Origin of the sequence: Xanthomonas euvesicatoria pv. euvesicatoria, assembly GCF_020880415.1 — a bacterium.
Classification (GTDB): Bacteria; Pseudomonadota; Gammaproteobacteria; order Xanthomonadales; family Xanthomonadaceae; genus Xanthomonas; species Xanthomonas euvesicatoria.
Map to the genome: position 1 here is coordinate 32,791 of NZ_JAJIUJ010000108.1, position 12,877 is coordinate 45,667.

Sequence of the window (12,877 nt, forward strand, 5' to 3'; positions counted from 1 at the left end):
ATGCATCGCCTTACTCGAAGCGCGCCGCTTCGTCGAAGCTCAGGCGTGGCGAACGCGGGAACAGCCCGGCCGGGTCGCCATAGCCAAGATTGACCAGGAAGTTGGACTTGATCGGCGTGCCGGCAAAGAACGCCGCATCCACCTTGGCGTTGTCGAAGCCGGACATCGGGCCGGCGTCCAGTCCCAGCGCACGCGCGGCCAGGATCAGGTAGGCGCCCTGCAGCGAGCCATTGCGGAACGCCGATTCGGTGCGGCCCTCGCGCGGGCCGTCGAACCAGCTCTTGGCGTCGGCATGCGGGAACAGGTACGGCAGCTTCTCGTGGAAGTCTTCGTCGTGCGCCACGATCACCGTCACCGGCGCGGCCAGGGTCTTGGCGGCATTGCCCTCCGACAGCGCCGGCTTGAGCTTGGCCTTGCCTTCGGCGCTGGTCACGAACACAAAGCGCGCCGGGCCGCTATTGGCCGCGGTGGGTCCCCACTTCACCAGCTCATACAGCTCACGCAGCACCTCGTGGCTGACCGGCGTGTCGGCAAACGCATTTTGCGTGCGGGCGGTGCGGAACAGCTGATCCAGTGCGGCGGCATTGAGCGAGTCGGACATGAGCACTCCAGAGGAAGGGGTGGTGCGACGGTAGGCTGCGGCGTCGGCGCCAGTGTGAAGACCCGCAGTGTAGAGTGGCGCGATTGCCGCCACACGCGTTCAATCTGAAACAAATCTATGTCGGATCTGAAACGATGGGGCTGACCTGGGCACTGAGCGACGGCCGTGCCGGCAATGCGCGCCAGGCCGAGGCGCTGGCGCGTGCATTCCACCCCGCTGCCTACCAGCCACTGCACCTGCAGACCAACGCGCCGTGGCGTTGGGCGGCGCCGCGGCGGCTCCCCGGCGCACGGCAGGCGTTTGGCGCGGCATTTGCCCGGCAACTGCAGCAGCCCCCGGCGCTGGCCATCGGCTGCGGCAGGCAGGCGGCGCTGGCCACCCGGTTGCTGCGTGCCCACGGCAGCCGCAGCGTGCAGATCCTGGATCCGCGGCTGGACCCGCGGCACTGGGACCTGTTGGTGGTGCCCGAGCACGATGCACTGCGCGGCAGCAACGTGCTCACCCTGCTCGGCAGCCTGCACCCGGTGGACGATGCGTGGCTGGCGGCCGGGCGGGCCGCCTTCCCCGCCTTGGGCGGCTTGCCGGGCCCGCGGCTGGCGCTGCTGGTCGGTGGCCCCACCGCCCAGGTGCCGTGGACGCCACAGGCGCTGGCGGCGCTGTGCACGCGCGTGAGCGCCCAACTGCGCGCGCTGGGCGGCAGCCTGCTGGTGACCACCTCGCGCCGCACACCGGGCGATGCACTCGCAACGCTGCGCGCGGCCTGCGCCGGCCTGCCGCATCTGCTGTGGTGCGATGAGCGCGATGGGCCGAACCCCTACGCTGGACTGCTCGGCTGGGCCGATGCCATCGTGGCCAGCGCCGATTCGGTCAATCTGCTCTCCGAAGCCTGTGCCACCCGCGTACCGGTCGCTGCCGCGTTCGGCGAGCAGGCACGTGGGCGCGTTGACACCTATTTGCAAGCGTTGCGGCAACGCCAGCGCTTGCACTTAGTCGATGAAGTTCTCGCCAGCGCTGTCGATATCGTTCCTGTGCGCGAAACCGAGCGCATCGCCATGCAGGTACGCGCGCGCCTGCTGCCATAACCCAACGCCCGCCAGCGGGCCAGCGAGACAAGGACGATGTGCATGACAGGGACGATCAACGCGCGATGGATTCGGCAAACCCGGCGCAAGGCAATTGCGCTGCTGGTACTGGCCGCATTACCGCTGGCCGCCACCGCAACAACACCGCGTTGCGTGCCGCGTTATCCCACGCCGCACGCCGCTGCCGCGATGTTCGACATGGCCACCTCCACCGCGCAGGCGCTGGATGCGTTGCCCGATGCCAAGGTGGTGCTGCTGGCGCGCGGCGGCCAGGATCTAAGCCGCTACGGCCTGAAACATAGCCACCTGGCATTTGCCGTGCGCGACGATGATGGCGGCTGGCGGGTGCGCCACCTGCTCAATCGCTGCAAGAGCGATGCGTCACAGCTTTACCAGGAAGGCCTGAGCAACTTCATCGGCGAAAGCGCGTTGAGCAGCGATCTGCGCGTGGGCATTCCCACCCAGGCACTGCAGCAACGTCTGTACGCGCGATTGACTGGCAGTGGCGATCTTGCGCACCGCCTGCATGAAACGCGTTACAGCATCGTGGCGTATCCGTTTTCCACCGACTATCAAAACTCCAACCAATGGGTGCTGGAAGTGCTGGCCGTCGCGCTGGCGGCCGACGCGCAACCGGCGGTCGCGATTGCCAACAGCGGTGATGCACAGGCATGGCTGCGCACCGCGCGCTATCACCCAAGCGCCCTGCATCTGGACCTGAGCCAGCGCATCGGCGCGCGCTTTGTCGCCGCCAATGCGGCGGTCACCGATCATCCTGTGAGCGAACGTGTGTCCGGTAACTATTCGGTGGTCACGGTCGAATCGGTATTCGACTTCCTGCATCAGCGCGACGCGGTGGACAAGGAACTGTCGATTGCACGCGCCGCCCCTACTCCTGGAGCAACACCATGATGCACGCCCGTTCCTTTCTCGCTGCCAGCGCATGCCTGTTCGCCGCCTTGACATTGCCCTGCGCACACGCCGGTGAAGCGACCACACCCGGCGAAAAATCCAAGTTCTATTCGGCGCTGTCGCTCGCCATGCCAGTGCTGATCGCGTCCGGTGTGGCGGGCTCTGTGTTTTCCGCACCCGTTGCTGCATCTAATACAGTGGCCGAATCACGCCGCGAGGCACGCGCAGGCAAGCTGCCGCCAATGCGCGTGCAAGCCGTCGACACCCTGCCTGCGGGTGCACGCCAGGTGCGCCTGCAGGACCCGCAACAAGCCGAGAACACCGCAGTGCTGCAATGGCAGGCACGCCAGGACGACCCCGCCGCAGGCTTCCACGTCGGCGAAATGGTGACGTTCCAACCTAGCCCCGCAGGCAGCGGCTGGACCGTGCATGCGGAACAAGGCCAGGCGTTGGCGTTCGTACCGACAGAAGCGGCCGCCGCATACGGCAGCAGCCAGACCTGGTGACGTGCACGCCCTGCGCCGCAGGCCGGGGCCACCTCTGATCGACCGCAGCGCGATCGTCGTTGCATCGGCGGCGTTGCCACGACGCCGATGCCTCCAACCGCGCTGCGTTTACGGATTGCTGGGAGAACGCGGAATGCCGGCAGGCGCCGCATCCAGCGCGCCGATCATCAGCCGCACGACCGGGGTTCCCAAGCCGGTGGTGTAGTTGTACTTGCCGGCGATCGGCACGTCGTTGCCGACGACCCCGTTGTTGCCGGGAATGCCGCGGTGATAGGCCTGCGGGCCGTTGGCGGCCAGGCGATACAGGTAATCGTTGAGATTGCCCTGCCGGCCCTGCTTCTGCACCAGCAACGCGGCCACGCTGGCGAACTCCGGCGCCGCCACGCTGGTGCCGATCACCTTGGTGATGGCACCGGCCACGTAGATGGACACCGAGCTTGTGCCCTGCTGACAGGGATGCACGGCGATTCCCGGGCAGCCGCCGACCAACATGCCGACATCGGGCAATGCGCGCATCGAGGTGCGCGTGCCGCCCAGCGCGCGCAGCTGATATGCCGGACGCTGGAACAGCGTGCTGACGCCGCCACCGGCACCCCAGTAGCCGCCGCTGAGCAGCGCGCCGACGCCATACGGGTCCTCGGCCTGCAACGGGTCGGCAAACGCGCTTTCGCTGAGGTAGCTCGAATCCAGGCTGCCCTTCTTGTAGGCAGTGAGCAGGTTGCCGCCACCGACCGCGGTGACATGCGCATCGGCGGCGGGCCAATGCACGCTGGGGACGTACCGGCCGTTCTTGCCTTCCACCAGGTATTGCGTGTCCGGGCAATCCAGGCCGGCATTGTCGCCGCTGGAGGCGACGAAGCTGATGCCCTGCGCATTGCCTTGCTTGAAGACCGAATCGAACAGGCCAAGGATGGAAGTGGCGTCCTTGCCGTTATAGGCCGCGGTGAAGATCTGTTCGCAGAACCCGAACGAGGAGCTGACCACGTCCGCCTCATTGTCCTGCACGATCTGCCGGTAGCCGGCCAGGATGGAATCGATGGACAGATCGGGGATCACGTACAGCAGCACGTGCGCGCCCGGTGCGCCGCCGAGTGCCATGTCCACATCGAGCGTTGCCTCGCGCACCGCAGCGCGATTGCCGCCCTGCACCCCGGGCTTGGCCCCGGCCACATAGCGGCGTGCATACAGTGTCGGGTTGGCATGGTTGCCGGCATAGCGGCTGAAGCGCTCGTGGTCGAACATCGCGGCAATGTCCGTATCCAGCACGTCGCTGCCGATCAGGACGGCGATCGTGCTGCCGCTACCGTCGAGCCGCTGTTGCTTGCCTGGCGCACCGATCATCGTCTGGTAGGAAGGATAGCCGTAGGCCTGCTTGAGATCGTTGTACCAATAGCTGGTGGTGCCATCACCGGTGCGGTTGCCGGGCGTGCCGGCCAGCATGCGCGAGTCCATGCGCGCCGCCGGCAGCCCGCGGCTCAGGCCGGTGACGGTGACACCGTTGGCACGCAGCGCGGCCGGCAGCTGCAGCGGAGCGGCAGCCGCCAGGCGTACCTGCTGGCCGGCGTTCAGATCAGCCACCAGCGGCGCGGCAAACAACCGCTCCACGCTGTCGGCATTCGCGCTGACATGCAGGGTTGGCCCTTGCTGCACCACGGTCATGTGCGCGGCCTGCAGGGCGGCGCGTACCTGCGCGAGCTGCGCAGGCGCCGGACCAAAACGCCGCTGGAATTCGGCCGCCGACAGCCACTTGTGGTACTGCGGCGACAGCGGGTCCTGGATGTCGGCCAGCAGGGCGTTCAGGGCCACTTGGTCGCGTGGTGGCAGATGCACGTCGAAGGACACCGGCGCTGTGCGCAAGCTGGCCGTGATCGCGTCAATCCGGGCATCGGGGACGGTGGTGGCAGCGTTGGCGCTGCCGAAGGCCAACAGCGAAGCGGACAGCACGGCAGCCAGCAGCGGCCGACAGCGGATGCGAGTAAGCATGGATCTCTCCAGGGGGCACAGCAGTGAGCGAGGCCGAATGGCATCGCAGGGACGTGCACGAACGCTCGCGACCACCGGCGCGATCATGTCGACACGGAAAACAGGACACGGATGCCGGCTGCGATCGATGGCCGCGCGGGCCGGGATCCACGCGGCTGGCCGCTGCAGACCACGGCAAGGCCGGGCGCTGCCGGTGCACCATCGCGACACTGCACATTCGGCGGCTCTCTCCATCGGCATCGGCAGGTCGCGCGGCTTGCAAGGGCTGCCATCACTCAGACGGCGGGTCGGGAGCCGGGACGATACGTGCGATGTCTACCGCTGAAATGCCAGCGGGCGAGGTTGTGTCGCCATCAGCGAGGTGCGCGCGCCTGCGGCAGCAGGTGCCGCTGCGTGCCAGCTCACTGCGCGTGGCTGCCTCAAGGTGCACGCCGTTGCCGCGAGTACATGCAAGCGCCCATTGCGCGCACCTGCGCCCGCTCATCACCGCAGTTCCTACGTCGAGGCTGCCGCCTGCTTTGCGATCACCGCGTACTGCCGATGCCGCCGGTCAGGCGTCATGTGCACGCGTCACCGATGACGACCCAATGTCGTGGCGCAGGCTTGCCCCGCTGCGCACATCGCATGCCGACGGTGCAGCCGAGCGTCGCCGCCGCCACGAACGCACGCGCCTTTGTATTGTGGCCGCGATGTGCGCACGCGCCCAGTCGCCGCCGCCGCCGATACAGGCACGGTCCGGCGCCAGGCGGCTGCGCGATACGGGAAGGGGTCTTCGCGCAGCGGCGCCGTGGTCGAGGCGCGTATCGCTGCGCTGGTCCAGCTCTGCCGTCGAAGCGATAATTGCGCGCCCAATCAACCGTGTCGCCATGCGTCCTGCCTCGACACCTGTATTCGCCCCGCTCACCGCCCATGCATCGCTCTGGGCGGTGCTGGCAATGGGCGCAGCGGTCCTGCTGTCCAACATCCTGGTGCAATACCCGATCAACGACTGGCTGACCTGGGGCGCGTTCTCCTACCCACTGGCGTTCCTGAGGGTCGGCAGGGATCGTGTAAACAACAGCCAAAAGTGAGCTAACTCTCTGTCAGAGAGAGTATCAATACGAATCCCTGCCGACCCTCAATACATCGACCGCAGACCCCTAATTCTAGCTGGCATTGAATTGTGGAGAGTCGACAGGAGGGATGTACCCCATGTCCCCGACCACTGATTGCTACCCGGGATATTACGTCGATTACGGCTCAGGCGCGGGTTGGTGCGAAGTATTAGACACCGCCAGATCCTGATACGGAATACGTTTGTTCAAGGGAGTTTCGCCGTATCCAAGTTTACGGGCCAGCGCGGGAAGGACTTCGAAGCTTGCATTCATGCCCTTGACAATTGCGGTTCCTACATGGCGAAGGAACTCACTCCTGGGAGCCAAAATATGATGCAATTCTTCTGCAGTAATTTCCCGTGCCTCGCTTTCCATTTGCTCGCTTGCTCGCGCCAGAATGGTTTGCACAACCCGCGCGTGCTTAGCATTGTCTGATTCAAATAGCCCAGGGACATGAATGCGTCCTCCAAGCGCCAGTGCGTTCAGAGCGATGGCTTCGATCGGATTAAAGACGGTGCTCCGGAAGATACGCAGCACTTTTTCCGAGAGTAATCCTGTGGCTTTGCTGCCGGCGATCAGCGGGATCATCCCGACAATGGCTGCCAGCCCCATAGACTTGACGGCGGTGCTCTCGCCGGGGGCAACATCGAGCGCATGACGTGCCATTTGCTCAATCGCCTCTTCCGGGCCCATCTTCTCGCTGGGGCACGCCATGACGCCGTCCTTAATGCTCTGGAACAATCCAGCACGCATCGTCTCTTCGCTTTCCTTGACTTCGGGTGGAATGCCAGAGGCGGCGCCAAAGATGGCCGCTTCGGTTGTCGTCATATTGGCCGCAAGATCACCTAATCCTGATTTAAAGCCTGTGTACTGCAGGACGTTATTGGGGAATGACACAATTGAGGAGATGGCACCGGCTTTCATTGCCTTGGGGAGCAGGTCGCGCAAGGACCAGTCCTCACCCTTCATACCCTTGATGATTGCAAGCACACACATGGTGTCCATGGTTTCGATTATCAAAGGGGGAACTGAATCGATTCCGGCCAATTGCAGAGCATACTGACTGGGCGAGAAATTCTTGCCGAAGATGGCTTTTTTCAACAGTTCCGAAGCGCCGAGTTCCCATACGGAGCCGATTACGCTGCTAACGCCGATGCTACCGGCCAAGCCGCCGAGCTGAAACTCTTTCTTGGTCGCCACATATAGCAATTCCTGTGCCCCCAGACGGACCTGGAGGTCCTCATCCCCTTTCAGTTTCTGATTGATGAACGCCGACAGGACATCGTCATTTGACATGACATCGGGGGCACACGAGGCGAGGAACGCTTTCGCACTGATCTGGCTGCCGTCTGCCATCTCGATCAAAGCGCTTGGGCCAAATGCTGCGGAGCCCCGCTCGATCGCCTTAAGCAACAAGGGGATATGAATGTCAGCGTCGATTTGCTCAGCTGTCCGCTCTGAGGAGTTGGCGGCGGGCATTAATTGCGCCGTCTCAACCGTGAATGCGTCCTTGAATTCCTCGAGCGCTTTCTCCGGGTCTCGACGGGACACCAGCTCTAGTCGGACCCCGTCAGTGCTCGCGACCTGTGGTGGAAATGGCTGGTCAACCTGCGCGAAAGATAGCAGCGCGTGCACTACCGGGTCGGCAGAAACAAGTCGGCTCGACTCCCTGCGCACCAATCCCATATGCCTGGGCTTTTGCAAACCTGTTAACGAGATCAGTAGCGGAGTTTCTAACCCACTGTTATCGGTATGACCGGAACCTTGCACAGTGGACTTGGGGCTAGTAGCCCCGCTACTTGTGCTGCGCCGCCGGGGGGGCCTGGTGGTTGGCAATCTGCTATCTTCGGACTGACAGAAGCCGCTATGTTTGGGCTGTGCGCCAACTTCTAGATCACAGTCGTTACCCATATCAGATTCGGGGTGACGTATGCGCTCGAGTGACGACAGGGAATGGGATCGTGTGAGCTCTGCCTTCATGCCTTCCTCTTCTTTTTTATAAATTGGTTTAAAATTCAGGATCTCTAGAGCGGCTAAAAAACTCCTGCGCGGCCGTTATGCGGGCGCGGCTGGTGATCGGAATCGGCATGTACGACTCGTAAAATCCGGTTCTGCTCGCCGCCCGCAACCATCTGACGATCGCCGGCTACGTTTCATTAGCCGCATTTGGTGTTGGTGAAACCTCGAAATCAATTTTAGAATTATTTCTAAGGATGGTCTGATCAATCTGCCCTATGACGTGGTCGCATAATGTTCAGCTGAGCCTGCACGCGCGGCTTTGAACTACATAGACCCATGTTGATCTCCTGCAGTGAGCATTTAAGAAAGTTTGGCGCAGAGCTCTCTGAATTTCGTTGTTTTCCCGAAGTCATGGTTGGGACGGCGAAGCATTGCGGGGTGAACCGCCCCGCGAAGTAGTCAGCTCGCGATGGGCGATCGAATCGATTCCCGGGAAAAAAATTGGCTGTTCGTCGCAGACGCTGTGTAACTTGGTGCGTCAGGCCGAGCGTGATGCCCACAGCGTCAGGGGGCTGACGACGGACGAGCGGACGCGGATAAAAGCGCTGGAACGCGAAGTGCGCAAGTTGGAGCAAGCCAGCGAGATCCCGCGCAAGGCCAGCGTACTTCACCCAGGCGGAGCTCGACCTAAGCTTCACGCCCTGACCCAGGGTCAGCAACTTGGTCAACCGCCGCTTCGGTCCACGCGCTGCGCGCCACGTTGCCTGGTGCGGGTTCGCGCTGGCGGTGCTGCTGTCGATCTGGCTGGCGACGCCACGCATTGCGGTGGCCTCGTGCAGTGCCTTCATCGCGGCACAATTGCTGGACATCAGCGTGTTCGACCGCCTGCGCGACGGCAGCTGGTGGCGCGCGCCGATCGTGGCCACCACCTGCAGCGCCACCCTGGATACCACCATCTTCTGGAGCATTGCGTTTGCCGGCGCGAGCCTGCCGTGGGTCAGCTGGGCCGCAGGCGATCTGGCGGTAAAACTGGGCATGGGCGTGTTCCTGCTCGGCCCGTTTCGCGCCCTGCTGTGGCGGAGTGCGCCGCGTCGGTAGAACGCATGACGCGCATGGATGCGTGGCTTCCCGGCAGGAAAGCCAGGCACCGTTGCCGCCCTTTGCCGCAGCTGCATCGAAAGCGGCGCACTCACCGGGGCCCTTACAGCGCTGTTTCATCCTTGCCCAGCGGAAACGTCAGGCCCTGCCCACGTGCTGCGTTGAAGATGATGCCGCGCGCCTGCTGGATGGCCGGCGTCGGTGCGAGCAGGCGTGGGCGGCGGTCCAGCGTGCAGCTCAGGCCGGCATCGACCAGCGCTGCGTGCGCCTGATGCAGTGGTGCGCTGCTCTCGTCCGGGAGCCAGTGCGTGCGCGCCAGTGCGTCGATCAACGCTGGCGTGTCGCAGGCGTCCAGCAGCTGCGGCTGCTGCGCTGCCAGCCCGAGCACGCCGGCCTGCAGCACGAATTCCAGATCCACCAGGCCGCCAGCGCCCTGCTTGAGATCCAGCCGGCCGGCATCGCTGCGATCCAGTTCGGCGCGCATGCGCGCCCGCATCTTGCGCACGTCTTCGTGCAACTGCGCGGTGTCGCGCACCCGCATCAGCGTGTCGCGACGCACGTGGGCAAACGCGTCGCAAAGCGCCGCGTCGCCGGCCACCGCGCGTGCACGCACCAGGGCCTGATGCTCCCAGGTCCAGGCGCGATCGCGTTGGTAGTCGCGGTAACTGGCCAGCGAGGACACCAGTGCGCCCTTGCCGCCATCCGGGCGCAGTCGCACATCGATGTCGTACAGCCGGCCGGCGCCGGTCTCGGCAGCCAGCAATGCCATCACTTTCTGCGCAAGCCGGGCAAACCAGCGCCCGGCTTCCAGCGGGCGCTTGCCGTCGGAGGCGTCCACCTCGGGCGGATGATCGTACAGAAACACCAGATCCAAATCCGATCCGAATCCCAGCTCCAGCCCGCCAAGACTGCCGTAGCCGACAATGGCGAAGCTGCCGCCGGGCACGTGTCCGTGCGCGGCCAGCATGTCGCTGCGCGCCAGGTGCAGCACGGTCTGCACGACCGCTTCGGCAAGCCAGGCCAGTTGCCGGGTGCTCTCCACCGCCTGCTGGCGGCCATCCAGCGTGGCCAGCGCAATACGGAAGCTCAGTGCAAGCCGGCGCTCGTTGAGTTCACGCAGCGCCGCTTCGGTGTCGTCGATCTGCAAGGTCTCGGCGCAGGCCGCGTGCAACGCTGCGCGATCCGGTAGCGGGCCGCTGATGCGGGTGTCGAGCAATTCGTCCAGCAGCAACGGATACGCCGCCAGCCGCTCGGCCAGCAGCGCGCTGCGCGAGAGCACATCGACCAGGCGCGCAAGCGCGCTGGGTTGCTCGTCGAGCAAGGCCAGATAGCTGGTGCGGCGCAAGGTGGCCTGCAGCAGGCCGAGCATGCGACGCACTGCCGCGTCGGGCTGGCTGGCGCGGGTGGCCGCGTGCAGCAGTGCCGGCATCACCCGATCCAGCCGCGCACGCGCGCTATCGGACAGCGCGCGCACGCCGGAAGACTGCGCGAAATCGGCCAACGCCTGATGCGCGCCATCGGGATCGTGCAAGCCAATCCCCGCCAACGGCGCAGCATCGCCTCCCGGCAGCGCGCGCCAGTAATCGGCAAGCGCGTCCGGTGCGGTGGCGCGCACGCGCGGGGCCAGCAGTTCGGCGAATTCCGCGGCCACGCGTGTGCGCTGCGGTGCCAGCGCGTCCAGCAATGCCGACCAATCCGCATACCCAAGGCCCAACGCAATGCGCTCGCGATCCAGCGGCGCCTGCGGCAATGCGTGGGTCTGCGCATCGCGCAACATCTGCAGGCGATTTTCCAGCCGGCGTAGAAAACGATACGCCGTCGACAGCGCCTGGCCGTTCTCCTGGTCGATCTGGCCTGCGGCCACCAGCGCCTGGAGCGCGGGCAGCAGCCGGCGTTCGCGCAGACTCGGTTCGCGTCCACCACGAATCAGCTGCAGCGATTGGGCCAGGAACTCGATTTCGCGAATCCCGCCGGGCCCGCGCTTGATGTCGTCCAGACGATCGTGCCGCGCCACTTCGGCGGTGATGGCGGCCTTCATTTCGCGCAAGCCATCCAGTGCGGTGAAGTCCAGATACCGCCGGTAGACGAAGGGGCGCAGCGTTTCCAGCCAGGCTTCCCCGGCGTCGATATCGCCAGCCACCGCGCGCGCCTTGAGCCAGGCATAGCGCTCCCAATCGCGACCTTCGCGCTGGAAATACTGGTCCATGCCGGCGAACGACAACGCCACGCGGCCGGCGGTGCCGAATGGACGCAGGCGCAGATCCACGCGATGGCTGAAGCCGTCGGCGGTGGTTTCGTCCAGCAACCTGGCCAACTGCTGGCCCAATCGCGCGAAATACTCTTCTGCTGCCAATGGACGCGCGCCATCGGATTGGCCGCCCTGCGGATAGGCGTACACCAGATCCACGTCCGAGGAAAAATTCAGCTCGCCACCGCCCAGCTTGCCCAAGCCGAACACCACCAGGCGCTGCACGCTGCCGTCTGCAGCAATGACCTTGCCGTGGCGGGTGTGGAACTGCTGCTCCAGCGCTTGCAGGCCGCATTGCAGGCAGTGCTCGGCCAGCCGGGTGGCGCCGGCCAGGGTGGCTTCGACGCTGTCCAGACCGAGCACATCGCGCCAGACCAGGCGCGTGGACTCGGCGCTGCGATAGCGTCGCAATTGCGCAGGCCACAGCGGTGGCTGGGCCGGATCCAGCTGCGGCAGTGGCAGTGGCGGCGGATCGGGTTGGGCCAGGTGCTGCAGCAATGCCGGTTGCCGCGCCAAGGTATCGAGCGCGAACTCGCTGGCCAGTGCGACCTGCGCAAGCTGCCGATCGAACGCGCCGCCCGGCCACGCCTGCTCGACAGGCAATGATTGACGAACACGCGCCACGGCCCGCTCGATCAGGGCGGTGAGCGCAGGAGACATGGAAACGGTCGGCATCGGCATGACCGGATTTTGGCATCCCCGCCACGCGGGGAGTACACGCATGCGCGACATCCCCCAGGGCGACTGCAACAGGGCGTGCAGCATTTCGCCGCCTTGAACATCTCGCTTACGCAGCCCTGACGGCAGCCATGCTGCACTGCGGCTTTCGCACGAGGTCCCGCCATGTCGCCCACCACCTTGCCTGCTCACTTGCTGCCCTCGCAGATTCCGCTCCAGACCGATGGCAACGATCCTGCGCTGCCGCCCAGCCTGCCCTTTCTGCATCTATGGACCGGGCCGGATGGCAACAGCTGCCTCAACGCCTCGCAGCTGCCCGGCTTCGGTCGCAAGAGCGTGGGTGGCGGTGCCGCACCGCAGTGGTTGCGACCGTTTCCCGGCGAGGTGCTCGGCATCCAGTTCGCGGTGCTGCCGGTAGGCTGGGTCGGCGACTGGCATGAGAGCCCGCACCCGCAATGGGTGATTCCGTTGCGTGGCCGCTGGTTCATCGAAACCGGCGACGGCACACGCGTGGAAATGGGTCCTGGCGACATCCATTTCGGCCAGGACCAGGGCACCACCGATCAGCGCGGCCATCGCTCCGGCCAGTTGGGCGATGAACCTTGCCTGCAGATGATGGTGCAGTTTGCGCAATCGCCGGGCGCGGCCACCGCGCATCCGTTCGGCCATCCGGCGCCGCGCTGATGGACCGCCACTGCCGCGTCCGCGCGCCCGGC

The 12,877-nt window shown here is 65.2% G+C and carries 8 protein-coding genes, 1 other RNA gene and 3 pseudogenes; 8 read left to right on the forward strand and 4 right to left on the reverse strand.

Going from position 1 to position 12,877, the window contains the following annotated elements; genetic code table 11:
* Window positions 1-10: 10 nt before the first annotated feature.
* Complete coding sequence (locus tag LN450_RS18595) at window positions 11-601, reverse strand: malonic semialdehyde reductase (RefSeq protein WP_008571724.1); 591 nt, start codon at window positions 599-601, stop codon at window positions 11-13.
* 134 nt (window positions 602-735) lie between these two features.
* Here LN450_RS18595 and LN450_RS18600 point away from each other — a divergent pair, with 134 nt between their 5' ends.
* From LN450_RS18600 to LN450_RS18610, 3 genes are read left to right on the forward strand one after another with little or no spacing between them, the layout of a single operon-like run.
* Window positions 736-1,683 (forward strand): mitochondrial fission ELM1 family protein, encoded by a 948-nt coding sequence (locus LN450_RS18600; RefSeq protein ID WP_011346224.1) that lies wholly within the window; start codon window positions 736-738, stop codon window positions 1,681-1,683.
* 42 nt (window positions 1,684-1,725) lie between these two features.
* A complete protein-coding gene (locus LN450_RS18605; protein WP_011346223.1) occupies window positions 1,726-2,595 on the forward strand; it encodes a DUF2145 domain-containing protein in 870 nt (289 codons plus the stop codon).
* Window positions 2,592-3,101 (forward strand): hypothetical protein, encoded by a 510-nt coding sequence (locus LN450_RS18610; protein WP_011346222.1) that lies wholly within the window; start codon window positions 2,592-2,594, stop codon window positions 3,099-3,101. Before LN450_RS18605 ends, LN450_RS18610 begins: the two co-directional genes overlap by 4 nt.
* Window positions 3,102-3,209: 108 nt before the next feature.
* Here LN450_RS18610 and LN450_RS18615 read toward each other — a convergent pair whose 3' ends face one another.
* Entirely contained in the window at window positions 3,210-5,171 is a 1,962-nt protein-coding gene (locus LN450_RS18615; protein ID WP_039417316.1) for a S53 family peptidase, read from the reverse strand.
* Window positions 5,172-5,950: 779 nt separating this feature from the next.
* On the opposite strand from LN450_RS18615, the pseudogene LN450_RS18620 reads away from it, so the two are divergent.
* Window positions 5,951-6,115, forward strand: a pseudogene (locus LN450_RS18620) (VUT family protein); the annotation flags it as partial.
* 201 nt (window positions 6,116-6,316) lie between these two features.
* Here LN450_RS18620 and xopB read toward each other — a convergent pair.
* Window positions 6,317-7,864, reverse strand: a complete 1,548-nt coding sequence (gene xopB, locus LN450_RS18625) for a XopB/HopD1 family type III secretion system effector (RefSeq protein WP_039417318.1) — start codon at window positions 7,862-7,864, stop codon at window positions 6,317-6,319.
* A 401-nt stretch (window positions 7,865-8,265) separates the two neighbouring features.
* Between xopB and LN450_RS18630 the strand changes: the two genes are divergently transcribed.
* The 3 genes and pseudogenes from LN450_RS18630 to LN450_RS18640 all read left to right on the forward strand — a co-directional run.
* A non-coding RNA gene (locus tag LN450_RS18630) (sX9 sRNA) lies at window positions 8,266-8,340 on the forward strand.
* A 294-nt stretch (window positions 8,341-8,634) separates the two neighbouring features.
* Window positions 8,635-8,841: pseudogene (locus LN450_RS18635) on the forward strand (transposase); the annotation flags it as partial.
* Window positions 8,842-8,848: 7 nt separating this feature from the next.
* Window positions 8,849-9,235 (forward strand): annotated as a pseudogene (locus LN450_RS18640) (VUT family protein); the annotation flags it as partial.
* Window positions 9,236-9,338: 103 nt separating this feature from the next.
* Here LN450_RS18640 and glnE read toward each other — a convergent pair.
* Complete coding sequence (gene glnE, locus LN450_RS18645; RefSeq protein ID WP_039417320.1) at window positions 9,339-12,164, reverse strand: bifunctional [glutamate--ammonia ligase]-adenylyl-L-tyrosine phosphorylase/[glutamate--ammonia-ligase] adenylyltransferase; 2,826 nt, start codon at window positions 12,162-12,164, stop codon at window positions 9,339-9,341.
* Window positions 12,165-12,326: 162 nt separating this feature from the next.
* Here glnE and LN450_RS18650 point away from each other — a divergent pair, with 162 nt between their 5' ends.
* Window positions 12,327-12,845, forward strand: a complete 519-nt coding sequence (locus LN450_RS18650; protein WP_008577083.1) for a cupin domain-containing protein — start codon at window positions 12,327-12,329, stop codon at window positions 12,843-12,845.
* The last annotated feature ends 32 nt before the right edge of the window (window positions 12,846-12,877 follow it).

Coding starts and splice junctions, on each gene's coding strand:
- LN450_RS18650 (WP_008577083.1), top strand. CDS start 12,327: ATGTCGCCCACCACCTTGCCTGCTCACTTGCTGCCCTCGCAGATTCCG.
- LN450_RS18595 (WP_008571724.1), bottom strand. CDS start 601: ATGTCCGACTCGCTCAATGCCGCCGCACTGGATCAGCTGTTCCGCACC.
- LN450_RS18600 (WP_011346224.1), top strand. CDS start 736: ATGGGGCTGACCTGGGCACTGAGCGACGGCCGTGCCGGCAATGCGCGC.
- LN450_RS18615 (WP_039417316.1), bottom strand. CDS start 5,171: ATGATCGCGCCGGTGGTCGCGAGCGTTCGTGCACGTCCCTGCGATGCC.
- glnE (WP_039417320.1), bottom strand. CDS start 12,164: ATGCCGATGCCGACCGTTTCCATGTCTCCTGCGCTCACCGCCCTGATC.
- LN450_RS18610 (WP_011346222.1), top strand. CDS start 2,592: ATGATGCACGCCCGTTCCTTTCTCGCTGCCAGCGCATGCCTGTTCGCC.
- xopB (WP_039417318.1), bottom strand. CDS start 7,864: ATGGGATTGGTGCGCAGGGAGTCGAGCCGACTTGTTTCTGCCGACCCG.
- LN450_RS18605 (WP_011346223.1), top strand. CDS start 1,726: ATGACAGGGACGATCAACGCGCGATGGATTCGGCAAACCCGGCGCAAG.